The 15,468-nt window shown below is 70.4% G+C and carries 14 protein-coding genes; 9 read left to right on the top strand and 5 right to left on the bottom strand.

Annotated features, from left to right (window positions below; translation table 11 throughout):
* Window positions 1-124: 124 nt before the first annotated feature.
* Window positions 125-2,752 (top strand): ATP-binding protein, encoded by a 2,628-nt coding sequence (locus tag KGD87_RS28775; RefSeq protein ID WP_284664161.1) that lies wholly within the window; start codon window positions 125-127, stop codon window positions 2,750-2,752.
* Between the two features lie 52 nt (window positions 2,753-2,804).
* Window positions 2,805-3,662 carry a hypothetical protein gene (locus tag KGD87_RS28770; protein ID WP_284664160.1) on the top strand — a complete coding sequence of 286 codons (858 nt, stop codon included), beginning with the start codon at window positions 2,805-2,807 and terminating at the stop codon, window positions 3,660-3,662.
* Between the two features lie 15 nt (window positions 3,663-3,677).
* Here the strand turns inward: KGD87_RS28770 and KGD87_RS28765 are convergent, their stop codons facing one another.
* Both KGD87_RS28765 and hemL read right to left on the bottom strand, forming a co-directional pair.
* Window positions 3,678-5,603, bottom strand: a complete 1,926-nt coding sequence (locus tag KGD87_RS28765; protein WP_284664159.1) for a serine/threonine protein kinase — start codon at window positions 5,601-5,603, stop codon at window positions 3,678-3,680.
* The gene (hemL, locus tag KGD87_RS28760) at window positions 5,587-6,882 is read right to left on the bottom strand and encodes a glutamate-1-semialdehyde 2,1-aminomutase (RefSeq protein WP_284664158.1); all 1,296 of its coding nucleotides are present in this window, start codon (window positions 6,880-6,882) and stop codon (window positions 5,587-5,589) included. The genes KGD87_RS28765 and hemL overlap by 17 nt, the downstream gene beginning before the upstream one ends.
* 290 nt (window positions 6,883-7,172) lie before the next feature.
* On the opposite strand from hemL, the gene KGD87_RS28755 reads away from it, so the two are divergent.
* The 4 genes from KGD87_RS28755 to rraA all read left to right on the top strand — a co-directional run bounded on the left by KGD87_RS28755 (window position 7,173) and on the right by rraA (window position 10,821).
* Window positions 7,173-8,159, top strand: a complete 987-nt coding sequence (locus KGD87_RS28755) for a hypothetical protein (RefSeq protein WP_284664157.1) — start codon at window positions 7,173-7,175, stop codon at window positions 8,157-8,159.
* Entirely contained in the window at window positions 8,156-9,238 is a 1,083-nt protein-coding gene (locus KGD87_RS28750; RefSeq protein ID WP_284664156.1) for a HEAT repeat domain-containing protein, read from the top strand. Before KGD87_RS28755 ends, KGD87_RS28750 begins: the two co-directional genes overlap by 4 nt.
* A 92-nt stretch (window positions 9,239-9,330) precedes the next feature.
* Window positions 9,331-10,308 (top strand): aldo/keto reductase, encoded by a 978-nt coding sequence (locus KGD87_RS28745; RefSeq protein WP_284664155.1) that lies wholly within the window; start codon window positions 9,331-9,333, stop codon window positions 10,306-10,308.
* Between the two features lie 15 nt (window positions 10,309-10,323).
* Complete coding sequence (gene rraA / locus KGD87_RS28740) at window positions 10,324-10,821, top strand: ribonuclease E activity regulator RraA (protein ID WP_284664154.1); 498 nt, start codon at window positions 10,324-10,326, stop codon at window positions 10,819-10,821.
* 30 nt (window positions 10,822-10,851) lie between these two features.
* On the opposite strand, the gene KGD87_RS28735 is transcribed toward rraA, so the two are convergent.
* The gene (locus tag KGD87_RS28735) at window positions 10,852-11,814 is read right to left on the bottom strand and encodes a hypothetical protein (RefSeq protein WP_284664153.1); all 963 of its coding nucleotides are present in this window, start codon (window positions 11,812-11,814) and stop codon (window positions 10,852-10,854) included.
* Between the two features lie 278 nt (window positions 11,815-12,092).
* Between KGD87_RS28735 and KGD87_RS28730 the strand changes: the two genes are divergently transcribed.
* From KGD87_RS28730 to KGD87_RS28720, 3 genes are all read left to right on the top strand, one after another.
* On the top strand, window positions 12,093-12,890 hold the full coding sequence (locus tag KGD87_RS28730; RefSeq protein ID WP_284664152.1) for an AraC family transcriptional regulator: 798 nt from the start codon (window positions 12,093-12,095) through the stop codon (window positions 12,888-12,890).
* An 88-nt stretch (window positions 12,891-12,978) separates the two neighbouring features.
* Window positions 12,979-13,368, top strand: coding sequence for a VOC family protein (locus tag KGD87_RS28725; protein WP_284664151.1), 390 nt, complete (start codon window positions 12,979-12,981; stop codon window positions 13,366-13,368).
* A 368-nt stretch (window positions 13,369-13,736) separates the two neighbouring features.
* Window positions 13,737-14,171 (top strand): hypothetical protein, encoded by a 435-nt coding sequence (locus KGD87_RS28720; protein WP_284664150.1) that lies wholly within the window; start codon window positions 13,737-13,739, stop codon window positions 14,169-14,171.
* Between the two features lie 36 nt (window positions 14,172-14,207).
* On the opposite strand, the gene KGD87_RS28715 is transcribed toward KGD87_RS28720, so the two are convergent.
* Both KGD87_RS28715 and KGD87_RS36965 read right to left on the bottom strand, forming a co-directional pair.
* Window positions 14,208-15,020 (bottom strand): hypothetical protein, encoded by an 813-nt coding sequence (locus KGD87_RS28715; RefSeq protein ID WP_284664149.1) that lies wholly within the window; start codon window positions 15,018-15,020, stop codon window positions 14,208-14,210.
* Window positions 15,021-15,297: 277 nt separating this feature from the next.
* The gene (locus tag KGD87_RS36965) at window positions 15,298-15,456 is read right to left on the bottom strand and encodes an FG-GAP repeat protein (RefSeq protein WP_350100178.1); all 159 of its coding nucleotides are present in this window, start codon (window positions 15,454-15,456) and stop codon (window positions 15,298-15,300) included.
* Window positions 15,457-15,468 lie beyond the last annotated feature (12 nt).

Below are 15,468 nucleotides of genomic sequence, written 5' to 3'. Positions count from 1 at the left end.
CACCGCGCGGCCGGGCCCGTACTACGTACAAGCCGCAGGGACGGCGCCGGGTTGTGGAATGGTGGGCGAAGCAGCAGGCGGGCGATTTCGCGCGGGCTGGCAGCGGTGGAAGAGTCAGGCTGCCGTGAAAATCGCCGCCGAAACCGGGGCAGCCTACGGCCCCTTTGATGCGATGTCCGTGGGTGTCTGCGTCGTCCGTGACGGCCGCTTCGTCTATGTGAACGAAGCGCTGGTGACGATGGCGGGCTACCCGCGCGAGGCCGTGCTGGGTGAGTCCGCGACGCTCCTCGTCCCGGCGGCGAGCGCGGCGGAGCTGGCGTCCCGCCACGCCCGGCGCAAGCGCGGCGAGCCCGTCCCCACCACCTACGAGACGATGCTGCGCACCGCCGAGGAGGAGCGCCGGGTGGAGCTGACCGTCATCCCCAGCGGCACGGAGTGGGTGGTGCTGGTGCGCGACGTGTCGGCGCGGGCCCGGCGCCGCGGCGTGCTCCAGCGGCTGGCCGAGTTGGGCGCGAGCCTGCCTTCGCTGCGCACCGAGGGCGAGGTGCTGCGGCGGATGTTCTCCGGCGTGGAAGAGCTGGGGCTCGGCTGCGCGTGGCTTTCGCCGGACCGGCTGGGCGTCCGGCTGGGGCAGACGTTCGTGCCACCCGGCCTGGTGCCCCTGGAAGACGCGGCGTTGAGCGGCCGCTGGATACGGGATGTGGTGGGCCAGTGGCCTCCCGTGCTGAAGCGCGCGTGGCGCGACAGCGCGGCCTATACGGACGAGCTGCCCCAGGAGGCCGAGCGCTTCCTCCGGGGCGCCCGAGGCGAGCGAGTGCGCCAGGGCCTCCAGCGCGCCGGACAGACGCGGGCCATCGCGGTGCGCGTCGACGTGGAGGGCCAGCCCCGGGCCATGCTCGCGCTGGCGGCGGACTGGCTGCGCGAGGAGGAGCTCCCACCGGTGCGGCTCTTCGGCGCGCAGGTGTCCGCGGCGCTGGACGCGGCGCTCACCATTTTCCGCCTGTCCGCGCAGAACACGGCGCTGGCGGCGCTCAACCGCCTGGCCTCGGTGACGGCCTCCGCGCCGCACCCGCAGGCGCTGTTCGCGCCGGGGACCGACGAAATCGCCGGGCTCCTGGGCTGCGACGCGGTGACGGTGCTCCTGCCCGCGAATGACGGCAAGGTGGAGCTCGCGTACTCACGCGGCCTGGACGCCGAAGGCTCGGAGGACTTCACGCGGCGCTGGCGCGCCGGGAGCCTGTGCCTCCAGGCGCAGCGCGAAGGCATCCCGCTGGAGCGCGAGGTGGAGTCCTGTTCGGACGACCTGAGCGAGGAGCTGCGCCGGCAGGGCTTCCGTACCGTGGCGGTCGTTCCCCTGCGGGTGCGCTCGCGGGACGTGGGCACGCTGTCCGCGCTCTTCCGGGAGCGCCGGCCCCTGACGCCGCTCGAACGGGAGACGTTGCAGGCCATGGGCAGCCACTTCGCGGCGGCCATTGAATCCCACCGGCTGCTGCATGAGCTCCGTGGCCGCGCCGAGGACCTGGCGCTGCTGCACGAGGTGGCCAAGGCGCTGGCGGCCACCCTGGAGCTGGACAAGCTGCTGCACATTGGCGCCACCAGCCTGGCGCGCATCGTGGACACGTCGGATGCGTACGTGTTCCTGCCGGACAGCTCGGGCGAGCGGCTCCAGCCGCGCGCGATGACGGGAGGCTCACCGGAGCTGCAAGGGCACGACCTGCCGCTCCTCCCGGCCGACGCATCGCTGGCGTCGGTGGCGTTCCACACGCGCGAGGTGGTGATGGTGGAGGACGCCCGCTCCGACCTGCGCGTCAACGAAGAGGTCCGGCGCCTGCCTGGCGCGCGAGCGTTCCTGGTGCTCCCCCTGGTGGTCCACGAGCGCCCCATGGGCGTGATGATGGCGGTGGAGACCCGGCGGCCGCGGCGCTTCACGCTCGCGGAGGTGGAGCGAGCCAGCGCCATCGCCAACCAACTGGCGCTGGCCCGCGAGGGCGCGCGCCTGGTGGAGGACCTTCAGGCCAGCTACGTGGAGCTGGCCCGGACCCAGGCCCAGTTGGTGCACCGCGAACGGCTGGCCGCGCTGGGCGAGCTAGCCGCCGTGGTGGCCCATGAGGTGCGCAATCCCCTGGGCGCCATCTTCAACTCGGTGGCGTCCATCCGGCGCATCGTCGGGCCGGACAGCGCGGCGGTGCCGCTGCTGGACATCGTCGGAGAGGAGTCGGACCGGCTCAACCGCATCGTCGCGGACCTGCTCACCTTCGCGCGTCCGCCCGCGCCGCATCCCTATGCCGTGCCGCTGTCGCCCCTGGTGGAGGACGCGGTGCGAGGCGCGCTGGCGGAGGCCCCGGGCCAGGTGCGCGTGGAGCTGGACCTGGCGGACGATGTCCCCTCGGTGACAGTGGACGAGCGGATGATGCGCCAGGCCTTCCTCAACCTCGCCATCAACGCCGTGCAGGCCATGCCCCAGGGCGGCATGCTGCGCGCGAGTGTCCGGCGCGCGACGGGGACGCCCGAAGTCGAAGTGCGGTTCGCGGACAGCGGGCCGGGCATCGCCCCCGACGTGCGCGCGCGCATCTTCGAGCCCTTCTTCACCACCAAGGCCAAGGGCACCGGCCTGGGGCTGGCGGTGGTGAAGCGCATCATCGAGTCGCACCAGGGTCGGGTCGCGTTGGAATCCCAACCGGGCCAGGGAACCACCTTCCGGCTCTATCTGCCGTTGGACACCCCCGCCACGGCGGTGAGCGAAGGTTGGTAACGCACTTGAAGCTCGCGCGTCCGGGGCGCAAATCCCCTCGCGAGGAGCAGAAATGCACCGCCATGCCGCCGTCCTGGGAGCCCTTCTCTGTCTGAGCACCTCCACCGTCCAGGCCCAGGCGCCCACGCCTCCGGACGAGCCTCGGGTGCAGCTCAAGTTCGTGGGAGAGCTGGGGTTCCTGGACGTGCTGGCCCACAGCCTGCGCCAGGGCAGTGACGGCACCCTGTTCCGTTACACGGACGACGGCGGGCAGGACAACCTCTACGACTTCATGCGGCTGTCGGCCGAGCTGACGTTGAAGGGCCGGCACTCGGTGGTGTTCCTCTACCAGCCGCTGGCCATCGACACGCAGGTGGTGCTCAAGCGGGACGTGCGCATCGACGCGCTGGACTTCCCCGCGGGCACGCCGCTGGACGTGCGCTACAGCTTCCCGTTCTACCGGGCCAGCTACCTGTTTGACTTGCTGTCCGGGCCGGACCGCGAGCTGTCCGTGGGCGTGTCGCTGCAGCTCCGCAACGCGAACTATGTCTTCACCTCCGCGGACGGGACGCTGCGGCGGACCACGCGCGACGTGGGGCCGGTGCCGCTGTTGAAGGTGCGCGGACGCTGGGGACTGGGCGGTGGCTGGTGGCTGGGCTTCGAGGCGGACGGCAGCTACGCGCCCACGGCCATCATCAACGGCGACAGTGACTCCAACACCACGGGCGCGCTGCTGGACGCGTCCCTGCGCGGCGGCGTGCGCATCACCGACAACGTGGATGCGTTCCTCAACCTGCGCTACCTGGGCGGCGGCGCGCGAGGCACGTCGGACGACAACGAGGACGAGTTCGGCGACGGCTTCACCAGCAACTGGATTGACACCGCCACCCTCAGCCTGGGCTTCAGCTACCGACTGCCCTCGGGGAGCTGACGCCCGCGGCTGGCTTCAGGACAGCGCCCACGCCAGCGCGAGCCCCAGGGCACACGCGCCCACGCAGAGCGCCGCGACGAGCCAGAGGCGACCGCCGCGGAGCCAGGTGCCGGAAACCTCCTTGGGCGCTGGCACGGGCAGGGCTTCATCCCCCGTGATGGCGCGCACCAACTCCAGACGACGGGCCTCCACCGCCGCGGCATCCACCGCCTGGGAGATGTCCACGCCGAAGCCCACCTGCGTCTCGCGGGTGGCTCGGCGCGACTGCGCGACCTGGGGCGTCAAGGACTGGAGCGCCCTGGCGGGGTTCACCTCCGTCACGGTGACGTCTTCGGACACAGCGGCATGCGCGCCCTGGTTTCGAGTGGCCTCCGCCCTTTCCAGCGCGACCATCAGCTTCGCCGCATCGACGGCTTCGGTGGCCGCCGCGTCTCCGCCCAGGCTGGCTCCGGGGCTCGCGGTCCTGGCGTCCGCCGCCATCCGGGCACGCTCGGGCTGAACGACCGTGGTCTCCTCGTCCGCATCGGGCGGCGCGCTCGCGGCCGGGCCTCGCGCTGGCTGGAGGACAGTGGCTTCACCCTCCACATCGAGGTGTGCCCGTTCGCCGCCCGGAAGGCCCCGTCGTGCTCGCGAGGCTCCGCCCTCCACCACCGTCGCCTCGTCCTCCGTCCCGTACAGCGCGGTGACGCGAGGCTCATTCACGGCGCGAGGCACCTCCGGCGTCTTTCCAGGAATCCCGCGCACCGTGACTTCAAGTTCATCCGCGTCACCGGGGTCGGCGGGCGCCGCCTTCGCTGGCGTGCCTCGCACAGAGGCGTCCGTCGGCGCCTCCGCGTCGCCACGCTCGGCCGGGACGTAGTCCTCGGGCGCGTCGATGCCCTCGTGCTCGAACGCGAGCGCGGTGGGCGGAGCGAGCACGGTGGCCAGCGCGGGCTCGGTGAGCGCGCGGGAACGCGGCTCCCGCAGCAGCTCGCGGAGCACGAGCTCCTCCGCCTTCTTCTCGCGGGGGAACGCGGACGCGATGAGGCGCGCGACGTCCGCATCCCCCACGTTGGGCGCCAGCTTCGCCTTCATCCGCGCCAGCTCCGCGCCCATGGCGGCCGCGTCCGGGAAGCGGTTGTCGGGCTCGGAGGCCAGCGCGCGCATCAGGAACGCATCCACGCTGGTCGGCACGCCCTGACGGACGCTCCCCGCTGGCTCCCAATGGGGGTATGCCGCGCGCCGCCACCGCTCCACCGGGTCGCCCCGTTGTACCAGGGGCTTCCAAGCGAACAGCTCCCACAGCAGCGCGCCCACCGCGTACACGTCCGCGCGCCGGTCCACGAAGCGCTTCCGCGCCTGCTCCGGCGCCATGTACGTCAGGTTGCCAATCACCACCCGAGGCGCCGTCTGCTGCTCCTTCAGCGTGGACTGCGCCGCGCCGAAGTCGATGATCTTCACCTCGCCCGCGTAGCTGATGCACACGTTCGCGGGAGACAGGTCCCGGTGGACCAGGTGCAGCGGGTTGCCGAACTCATCCGTCGCGTCGTGCGCGTAGGCCAGCCCCTCGCAGAGCCGCTGCCCCAGGTGCAGCATGATGCCCAGCGGCAGCGTCCGCCCGAGCTGCCGCAGCCGGTACGTCAGCCGGCTGAGCGTCTTGCCCTGCACGTACTCCATGGACAGGTAGAGCTGCCCTTCCACCTCGCCCATGGCGTACACGCGCGCGATGTTCGGATGGTGCAGCCGCACCACCACGCGGGCTTCGTCCCGGAAGCGCCCGGCGAACTGGGAGCTCGCCATGAGCTGCGGGAGGACCTTCTTCACGACACAGGCACGGCGAGGCGCCTCCTCTCGCGCGAGGAACACCTCTCCCATCCCCCCGGCGCCAATGCGGCGCGCGAGGGTATAGGGACCGAAGCGAACGGGCCCCTCGAGGGGCGCGGGCTCAACCGGTCTTGCCAAGCGAACGGAAGGCCTTTCTCGCCGCCGCGAGGACGTGCGCGACTTCCGGCTCGCCCATGGCCAGCGACACGAACGCCGCCTCGAACTGGCTGGGCGGCAGGTAGACGCCTTCGTTCAGCATGGCGTGGAAGAACTTGCCGAAGCGCGCCGTGTCCGCCTTCTTCGCGCTGGTGTAGTCGTAGACGGGCTCACCGGTGAAGAACACCGTGAGCATGCTGCCCACGCGGTTGACGGTGACGGGCACGTCCGCGGCCTTCGCCTCGGCGAGCAGGCCCACCTCCAACATGCGGCTGACCTCCTCCAGCCGCACGTAGGTGCCGGGCGCCGCCAGGGCCTTGAGGCACGTCAGGCCCGCCGCCACCGCCACCGGGTTCCCCGACAGCGTGCCGGACTGGTACACCGGGCCGGCCGGAGCCACCTGCTCCATGATGTCGCGGCGGCCACCATACGCGCCCAGCGGCATGCCCCCACCAATCACCTTGGCCATGGTGGTGAGGTCCGGCTTGAGGCCGTACAGCTCCTGCGCGCCGCCTCGCGACAGCCGGAAGCCCGTCATGACTTCATCCAGCACCAGCAGCACGCCGTGCTTCTGGCAGAGCGCCTGCAGCCCTTCGAGGTACCCCGGCTTGGGCACCAGCACGCCCATGTTGCCCACCACCGGCTCGATGATGGCGCAGGCGATGTCCTGGCCCTTCTCCGCGAAGATGCGCTCCACGGCGGCCAGGTCGTTGAAGGGCGCGGTGAGCGTGAGCTTCGCCAGCGCGGACGGCACGCCCGGCGAGTCCGGCAGGCCCAGCGTCTCCACGCCGCTGCCCGCCTTCACCAGGAACGGGTCTCCCGCGCCGTGGAAGCAGCCTTCGAACTTGAGGATGTGCTCGCGGCCGGTGAAGCCCCGCGCGACGCGGATGGCCGCCACCGTGGCCTCGGTGCCGCTGGAGACCAGGCGCACCATCTCCACCGCGGGCATGGTGGCGCAGATGAGCTCCGCGAACTCCACCTCGCCCGCGTGCGGCGCGCCATAGGACGTCCCCCGGCGGGCGGCGTCGATGATGGCGTCCACGATGGGCGGATACGCGTGGCCCAGGATGAGCGGCCCCCAGCTCCCCACGAGGTCGACGTAGCGGTTGCCGTCCACATCCGTGAGCCAGGCACCTGTGCCTTCACGGAAGAAGACAGGGTCGCCGCCAACGCCTCGGAAGGCGCGCACCGGGGAATTCACTCCGCCGGGGATGCGGGCCTGCGCGCGGGCGAAGAGAGCCTGACTGTGAGCGTGGTTCATGACGCGTTCCATAACATGCGGCACGAGGCATTCTGTGTCCCCGCGCGCCCGCCCCCATGCCCCCCGCTTCTCCGTGCCGTCCACGACACATTATGGACAGTCTCTGGCAGGACGGAAGAAACCGTCTTTCTTGTAAATCTGACTAAATTGGATGGTTTCAGCGACGCACTGCCTGAGGCTCGACACGCGCCATGCCCGCCTCCCCTCCCCACAACCAGGCCCTTCGCGCACGAGTCCGTGGCTGGGCCCATGCGCTCTGGCCCTGCCTTTTGTGTGGCGTCACCCCTGCCATGGCCGCCGAGCCACCCCACCAGCGGCTTCCGCGCCTCACCTGCCGCGCGGGCTACTTGGACTTCGAACAACTTCACGGACTGCCCACGGTGCGCGCCGCCATCCAGCAGTCCCTGGCGCAGAACGACCCCGCCGCCCTCGCCTTCCTCACCGAGCGGATTCCGGAGGTCATGGGTGGAGACGCCCAGGCCGCGCTCCAGGTGCTCGACTGGGCTGACACCGCACCCGCGCCCGAATCCGCCGTGCTGATGGCTGGCCTGCGTGAAGCCTCCGCGGTGAGGGATGCTCGCGTGGCCGAGCGGCTCCTCACGATGGCGGAGCAACACGCCTCCATCGACCACCGCGCGCAGGCCCTGCAGACCCTGGAGACACAGGCGCGCTTCGGCGCCCCTGCGCAGGACCGGCTGATGGCGTTGGCCAGGAGCGGCACGGCGCCGCGGGGCATGTCCCTGCTCGCGGTGAGAACCCTGGGCTGGGTGATGAAGAACGACTTCCAGGCAGGGGGCTCGGTGGAGCCGTACCTCACGCGGCTCCTGACACTGGCTCGGGAGTCCGAGGACCCTCACGTCCGCGCCTTGGCGGTGGAGCTGACCGCGTCCCTGTCCATGCGACTGGATGAGCGGACCGTGAAGCAACTGGCCTGGGTGCTCGAGAATGACGCGGACGCCAACGTCCGGGAGCTGGCGGGCCTGGCCCTGTCCGATGGCCGCGACACGCGCGCGGTGCTGAACCACTTCCGCGCCGCGTTTCCTGGAGAGCAGCGCCTGTGCGTGCGTTGGGCAATCCTGCGGTACACGCTCCGGGCCGGTGGCGCCGCTGCCCTGCACCAGGCGCGGGATTACGCGAGGCAGGACCGCCGCTTCGCGCGAGACGTCGCCGACTTCCAGGCGCTCTACGACGCGGGACACGTGGACTTCGACCGGCTGTGGTTGAACAAGCGCGTGTATCACCGCTGCCCTGAGGACGCGGAGGCTCGGACGCCATGAGGAATCCACGCGGAAGGCTCGGCTGGGGCCTCCTCGCCGGGGCGCTGGGCGCAGCCGTGGTGGGCACACGCCTCTGGAGTGCCGCGGACAGGAACACCGCCGCTGTCCTCGACGCTTCGACGCCGCAAGCCGCTGACGCCGGACGTCCGGCGCTCCCGCCCCTTCCCGCGCATGCGCAGCCGCTGAAGGCGGTGCCGTGTGAGTTCACGGCGCTCCTCGCGGAGTATCGCCAGGGCCGCGCCTCACCGGCGTACCGGCGCTACGTGCGAGAACAAATTCGCGGACTCGTGGAGTCACGGTCCGAGGACGTGCATTGGCGGCACCTCGGCCAGGAGCAGGACGCTGACGTGCTGGCCTTGCTGGCCGACACCTGGGTGCTGCGCTACGCGATGGAGGGTCAGTCCCACATCCTGGAGCGGTTGGTGGACCGCGTGAGGGAGACACCCGACGCGCGCCTGCGGGCCGTGTTGATTCGCTCACTGCAACAGACGGGGGAGCCCTCCACGCAGTTGTTGGGCATCCAGGTACTCAAGGGCCGCGACGTCTACCGCGACTGGGTGACGGACGCGGCGCCCGAGGTCCGCGCGGCCGCCGTGGAGAACTTCCGGGAGGAAGCCGCTCGCGACGCCGGCCGCTACCGCGTGGTGGCGGAGCGCGCGGTGTCGCTGTCCACCGTCGCGGACGATTCGGCCACGGCGGCGGGGCTCCTGGGCGCGTCTTCCATCGAAGCGGTGAGAGGCCCGTCGGTGGCGCAGGTCCGCACCCTGCTCCAGTCAGCGCAGTCCCCCGACGTGCGCGCCGCGGCGGCACGGGCCCTGGCGACCTCGCCCGTGGCGGAGCTCTCCGCGAGCCTTGATGCGCTCGCCGCACGCTACAGCGCCGAACCCGATGCGAGCGTGCGCGAGGCGCTGCTGGAGTCCATCTCCCGGCTGGGCCTGAGCCGCGCCGTACCCGTCCTTGAGCGGCTCCGTGACACGAATGCCGCGGCCCGAGACGAAGTGGCGCCCTGGCTCGCGCTGCTCGCGGAGCAACCGCAGCGCTGGGAAGTGCTCGATACCGCACGACGTTCGCGCCGATGAGCGGGGCATTTTGACCTGCGCCCTTCTTCGGAACGCATTAGCTACGCCGGCCACGGCCCGCGAGCCGGCCCCCTATCGAAGGAGAGACAGGAATGCCCCAGACGAAGCTCGAAGCGCGCAAGGCGCTCGGAACCACGGGCCTCCAGGTCTCCCCCCTGTGTCTGGGCGGAAACGTCTTCGGTTGGACAGCCGACGAGGCGGCCTCGTTCGCGGTGCTCGATGCCTTCGTCGACAACGGCGGCAACTTCATCGACACGGCGGACGTCTATTCGAGCTGGGTCCCCGGCAACCGCGGCGGCGAGTCGGAGACGCTCATCGGCAAGTGGATGAAGTCGCGCGGCGCCCGGGAGCGCGTCGTCATCGCCACCAAGGTGGGCTCGCAGACAGAGCTGGGGAAGGGCCTGAGCCGCGAACACATCCAGCGCAGCGTGGAGGCCTCGCTGCGCCGGTTGCAGGTGGACGTCATCGACCTCTACTACGCGCACTACGAGGACCTGGGCACGCCGGTGGAGGAGACGATGGCGGCCTTCGACGCGCTGGTGCGCGCCGGCAAGGTCCGCGCGTTGGGCACCAGCAACCACTCCCCGCAGCGGCTCACCGAGTCACTGGACGTGTCCCGCCGAGACAACCTCGCCCGGTACGCGGTGCTGCAACCGCACTACAACCTCGTCGAGCGCAACGGCTTCGAGTCATCACTCCGGGACATCTGCGAACGAGAAGGGCTCGTGGTGGCGCCCTACTTCGCGTTGGCCTCCGGCTTCCTGACGGGCAAGTACCGCAAGGACCAGCCGCCTCCGAAGTCGGCCCGCGCCGAAGGCGTGCTGAAGCGGCATGGAAACGCGCGCGGTTGGGCGGTGATTGATGCCCTGGACGCCGTGACGCGCCGGCATCCGGGAGCGAACTTCGCCCAGGTCGCGCTCGCGTGGCTCGCCGCCCAGCCCACCATCGTCGCGCCCATCGCGAGCGCGACGTCCGCCAGTCAGACGCAGGAACTGCTGGGTGCGTTCACGTTGCAACTGACGGAGGAGGACCTGCGCGCCCTGGACGTTGCGTCGCCCCGCGAGGCCTGAGAAGGCTCCGAGCCCATGAGCACGTTCACCGACTTCAAGACGGCCGACCTCTGCGATGCCCACGCCGGCACGCCGCGGTTCCAGATCGCCGAGCCCGGGTTCCAGGACTACGGCGGCGTCCGGACCTTCGCGGGCCCCATCAGCACGGTGCGAGCGCCCGAGGACAACTCCCTCGTGCGCAAGGCCCTGGAGGAGCCCGGCCAGGGCCGGGTGCTGGTGGTGGACGGCGGAGGCAGCCGCCGCTGCGCGCTCGTGGGAGACCAGCTCGCGTTGCTCGCCCAGCAGAATGGCTGGGCGGGCGTGGTGGTGAACGGCTGCATCCGCGACGCCGAGGACGTGGGCCGCATGCGCCTGGGCGTCAAGGCGCTGGGCACCCACCCGCTCAAGAGCCTCAAGCGCAATGAAGGACAGCGTGACGAGGAGGTCCGCTTCGCCGGAGTCACCTTCCGCCCCGGCCACTACGTCTACGCGGACCTGGACGGCATCGTCATCTCCGAGTCGCCCCTGGGCTGACGCCAGAGGCCCCAGGCGGAGGTGCTGGCACTACCCGCGCCGCCACCACTTCCGCCGCGCGGCCCGCACGTCGGACCAGTCCACCAGGCAGTCCTGCACGTTCTCCTGGCCGCGCTGGGCGTCAGGCATGTCCCCGGACTCCACGCGCGAAATCAGCTCCGGCAGCCGCTCGTAGAACGTGGGCGAGCGGTACTGGGGATGCAACGTCCACAGGCCCGGCGCGGCGCCCAGGAAGTCCAGCCGCCACAAGCCACGGCGTGCGAGCCTCCGGGTGATGAGGTTCTCCGGCTCGCGGTACGGCGGATTGCCCGCGCGCAAGGCACGCAGCACGTGAATGGGCGGCGCCAGCTTCGCATGCAGCGGGCCCACCCGGCGCACCAGGGCGTCGCGGTCCACGAAGAAGGCCCGGCTGCTGAAGCGCCGGAAGCGGAACGCGTGGGAGGCCTTTGCATCGGGCTCGTACCAGCGCGTGTCTCCCGCAATCGTCCCGTCCGCGCGCGGCGGGCCCGACAAGGGACTGCAGCTCACCAACTCCTCGCGTGACGCGAGCTGCGCGGCCGCCTCCGCCATCCAAGTGCGCGACGCTCCGCCGATGAGCATGTCCGCGTCCAGGTGCAGCACGTGCGGGTGCTTCGCCGCCGCGAGCCCGAAGAAGTAGGAATGAAAGGGCCCGCCGCGCGAGTCCTTCATGGGCAGCCGGGTACCTCCGAAGAACTGCTCGGAGAGCGCCTTCGTGACGGCGAGGGAGTAATCCACCTCCGCCACCCGGATGCGCGCGTCCGCCGAGGACAGCTCCGCCAGCAGCGCGTCCATCTTCGGCTTGCGCTCCAGCCACGCCCCCGCGAAGCGACTGCCCTGACTGCGGTGCAGGTCCAGCACGAGCAGCACCTCCTGCACGGAAGGCCCGAGCTGGCGAAGCTGATGCGGAAGGATGAGGCGCGCGTGAGGATAATCCGTGGGCGCGAGGTTGATTTGCAGGGTGACCGGGCTCACGGGGTGTCCAGCAAGAGGGACCTCTCACTTGCCATACGCCGGGGACACCGCACAACTGAAGGAGCGCGGGGGCGCCCCAGCCACGGGGCGCGGTGTCAGAAGGAAGCGATGCCGTCGAACAGGTCGTCCGGCTCGGAATCGATGGGGAGGGGATTCACCCGGCTCGTCAGGTTCACCGTCGTCATGGCCACCGCTCCTTTCTCGGGGGAACGGACGCGCGGGCCACACAGGGACTGACGCGTACCGGCGCCGCTCCCAGTGGTGTAAGCAGGGACGCGATGGCGGAGGACGCACAGCAGCAGGGCTACACCCAGTGGGCACCGCCTATCGAGCTGGCGGATGCGGTGGACGCGTTCTGGCAGTTCTGGGTGCCCCAGAAGCCGCATGACGGCGCTCTCCTTCCCCGCCAGCACCGGGTGCTCCCGGATGGCTGCACCGACCTCATCTTCGGCTTCCACCACGCGCCAGGCCCGGTGTGGCTCTCCGCTCCCCGGCTGGCCGTCGTCGGTCCCATGAAGCGCTTCATCCTCGTCGACCTCGAGCCCGGCGCGGTGAGCCTGGGCGTCCGGCTCCGTCCTGGCTGGGCGCAGGCCCTGCTGGGTGTCAGTCCCCGTGAACTCTGCGGGCTCAACGTCTCCGTCCAGGACTGCTCGCCCGCCCTCGCACAGCTTCAGCGGCGGATGGAAGACTGCGCCTCGCCAGCCCAGGCCATGGCCCTGCTCCAGCGCACCATCGCTCGACACTGGGCTTCCTTCCGGAGTGTCGCGAAGCCCCGCGCCGTCCAGGCCCTGGGACACCTCCAAGCCTCGTCGGGGCAGGTGCGCATGGCGGCGCTGGCTCGCGCCATGGGCGTGAGTGAGCGCACCCTCCACCGGGACATCCTGGACGAAGTCGGCGTACCGCCGAAGCTGCTCGCGCGCGTGCTGCGCCTCCAGCGGGCGGTGTCCCTGCTGCGTTCCCGTGAGTGCGCGGACCTGTGTGACGTCGCGCTCGCATGCGGCTACGCGGACCAGGCGCATCTGTCACGAGACGTGCGGGAGTTGGCCGGCGTGTCCCCCACCGCACTCGTGGGTTGAGCGCTGTCCGATTCCTTCAAGACAGGCGCGCGCCATCCGTGTGACGACGCCCTCACACAGACGTCCCACTGACCGACAGGAGTCCGCCATGAAGCTCGGCTACATCATCCTCTACGTACCGGACGTGAGCGCCGCCATCGCCTTCTACGAGAAGGCCTTCGGACTGGCGCGCCGCTTCATCCACGAGAGTGGCACCTACGCGGAGCTGGAGACAGGCACCACCGCCCTGGCCTTCGTCGAGGAAGGCGCGGCGAAGGAGCATGGCCTCACCGTGCGCCATCTGCGTCCGAAGGAAGACGCCGCGGCCATCGAACTGGCGCTCGTCACCGCCGACGTGGCCGCCGCCTACGCGCGCGCCGTGGAAGCGGGCGCCGAGGCCACGCAGCCCCCCAAGCAGAAGCCCTGGGGCCAGACGGTGGCCTACGTGAGAGACCTCAACGGCGTCCTGGTGGAGCTCTGCTCGCCGATGAAGGAGTAGTGGGCGCACCCCAAGCGCGCAGACAAGGCGATAGGAAACCCCAGGCAGGACGCGCTGTTACCCACTATCGCATTGAGCTCACGTCGGTTCGTTGTGCCTCCCTATCCCGTCTTGTCCCGTTCTCATCCCCGCATGAGCAGGTGCGCAGGAGGACGTTCGACTTCGACGTGTTCACCTGCCTGAGGTGTGAAGGCAGGCTCAAGGCTCTTGGCGTACGAGAAGGGGGCCCCTGGGGTGCGGGCAATTCTGGAGCACCTGGGCTTGCCCACGGCATGTGCGAGGGTGGCCCCGGCACGAGGGCCACCCCAGGCCGCGTGGTGTTGAGGCTCAAGAGGCGCCAAGAGGTCCAGGCCCCTCCTACGCACCCGATGGGAGCGCGGTCTGGGCAGGCGTGTACACCAGGGGGGCTCAAGCGGCCTGTCCACCGGACGGGAGCATCACTCGGGCCGCCCCGTCAGCGGCCCTCCTCGCTTCGCCAACACCCTGGTGCGGCGAGCGAGGCTGACGCCGTCCTGCACCCTGCGGTCCTCGGGCGGGCTGCGCTTCCAGACGAAGCGCTACACCCCGGCCAGGCGCTGCCCCTCTTCCTGAAGCAGTTCGGCGCGCGCTTCACCGGCTACAACGTGCTCGCGGGGCTCAGCGGCGCGCTGCCCTTCAGCCTCCACGGTGGTCCGCGGGCCTTCTCCATCGACGTGAACACGGCCCGCGCCGAACTGCGCCATTTCCAGGCGCAGGGCAACGTCTTCTGGCGTGCGTCGGACTTCCGCCGCGTCCTCGGCTTCGAGGACCTGAACGCCGGGTAGGGACGCACGCCCCACCCGGCGACGGCGAACCGCGAACTACCGCTTGGCCGGGGTGATGGCCTCGCCCAGCACGGTGAACTCGCTGGCGGCGGCCCGCACCTCGATGGAGGAGAAGCTGGTGTACGGGTAGTGACCGTCACCGACCTCTTCCACGAGCTCGATCTCATCACCGCTGATGCGGCGGCCGTTCACGTCGATGGAGAAGGCCTGCGGACCACCGTGGAGGCTCCAGACGCAAGCGCCCTGGCTGATGGGGTCGTTGTAGCCCAGGGACAGGTGGTTGCGGAAGCCGATGCGGATCGGCCACCAGTACCAGTAGAAGTCCCACCACCACGGGTTGAGGAACCGGTCGTAGTTCATCACGTTGGTCGTGCCCTGGAGGTGGCCCCCCGAGTAGATGTACGCACGGTACTGCGAGCCGCCCGGCGTGCCGGTGAAGTTCGGCGCGAGCTGCATCTGGTCGCGCTCGCCACCCAGGCCGATGCGCAGCGTGCTGACCACCTGGTCACCATCACGCGCCGCCAGGGCCAGGCCCTGCCCCGTGTCACCCAGACCGCCGATGGCCGCGTCCATGGACCACGTGGAGGCGCGCGGGAAGGTGCTGGCGATACCGTCCGACTTCACGCTCTTCAGGTCGGAGACGACGATGCCCTTCTCCGACTTGCTCAGCTGCGCGTTGCCCGTCGCGCAGTTGCGGATGCCATTGAAGCCCTCGATGCACTGCTGCTTCGAGGCGGCTTCCTGGGTCGAGACCGAGTCACCCTGGGACGGCTCCTCGCCCTGGCAGCCCACGGCGGCCAGGCTCAGGAGCGCGGCCGCCAGAAAGCGGCCCGTCTGCTTGATGTTCATGGATGTGATTCCTCTTGTTGGGGGATGACGTCTTCGGGTCTGAGACAGACCCGGCCGCGAGACATTGCACCCGGCGCGCCAGCAACGCCGCACTGGGCGCCTCCGAGTGGAAGCATCTTCCGCGAGCCGCTTCGGCGGGGGCTGGCGTAACGCCGGACGACACAGGTCCCGGTGTTTTGTAGCGCTCGACGCCACAGCGGAGCGCAAACCCATCAGTGTGCGGACCCTCGCTGGGCCCCCGCAATCCATCCCGGGAACTGGTCCGGTACGACCCCCTTCACTGAACCAAAACACATGGACATACAGGCTCCATCTGGCCCGTGGTCCTGTGCCTCCAGATGAGGTCCGTCCTCCCATCCCGGTTGAAGTCGCCAGAGGCGGCGATGTACCAGCTCGCCGTCGGCCGCAGGTTCGTGATGGGGGCCTGTCCGAGCACGCTGAAGGTGTT

This window comes from Myxococcus sp. SDU36, from assembly GCF_030168875.1.
In the GTDB taxonomy this organism is placed as follows: Bacteria; Myxococcota; Myxococcia; order Myxococcales; family Myxococcaceae; genus Myxococcus; species Myxococcus vastator.
The sequence above is the reverse complement of the archived record's forward strand: the minus strand, read 5'-3'. Positions and strand labels throughout refer to the sequence as shown.

What these genes read in the sequence shown, in the direction of transcription:
- KGD87_RS28755 (WP_284664157.1), top strand. Translation starts at nt 7,173, where the DNA reads ATGGCCGCCGAGCCACCCCACCAGCGGCTTCCGCGCCTCACCTGCCGC.
- KGD87_RS28725 (WP_284664151.1), top strand. Translation starts at nt 12,979, where the DNA reads ATGAAGCTCGGCTACATCATCCTCTACGTACCGGACGTGAGCGCCGCC.
- rraA (WP_284664154.1), top strand. Translation starts at nt 10,324, where the DNA reads ATGAGCACGTTCACCGACTTCAAGACGGCCGACCTCTGCGATGCCCAC.
- KGD87_RS28745 (WP_284664155.1), top strand. Translation starts at nt 9,331, where the DNA reads ATGCCCCAGACGAAGCTCGAAGCGCGCAAGGCGCTCGGAACCACGGGC.
- KGD87_RS28750 (WP_284664156.1), top strand. Translation starts at nt 8,156, where the DNA reads ATGAGGAATCCACGCGGAAGGCTCGGCTGGGGCCTCCTCGCCGGGGCG.
- KGD87_RS28715 (WP_284664149.1), bottom strand. Translation starts at nt 15,020, where the DNA reads ATGAACATCAAGCAGACGGGCCGCTTTCTGGCGGCCGCGCTCCTGAGC.
- KGD87_RS28770 (WP_284664160.1), top strand. Translation starts at nt 2,805, where the DNA reads ATGCACCGCCATGCCGCCGTCCTGGGAGCCCTTCTCTGTCTGAGCACC.
- hemL (WP_284664158.1), bottom strand. Translation starts at nt 6,882, where the DNA reads ATGAACCACGCTCACAGTCAGGCTCTCTTCGCCCGCGCGCAGGCCCGC.
- KGD87_RS28720 (WP_284664150.1), top strand. Translation starts at nt 13,737, where the DNA reads ATGGGAGCGCGGTCTGGGCAGGCGTGTACACCAGGGGGGCTCAAGCGG.
- KGD87_RS28730 (WP_284664152.1), top strand. Translation starts at nt 12,093, where the DNA reads ATGGCGGAGGACGCACAGCAGCAGGGCTACACCCAGTGGGCACCGCCT.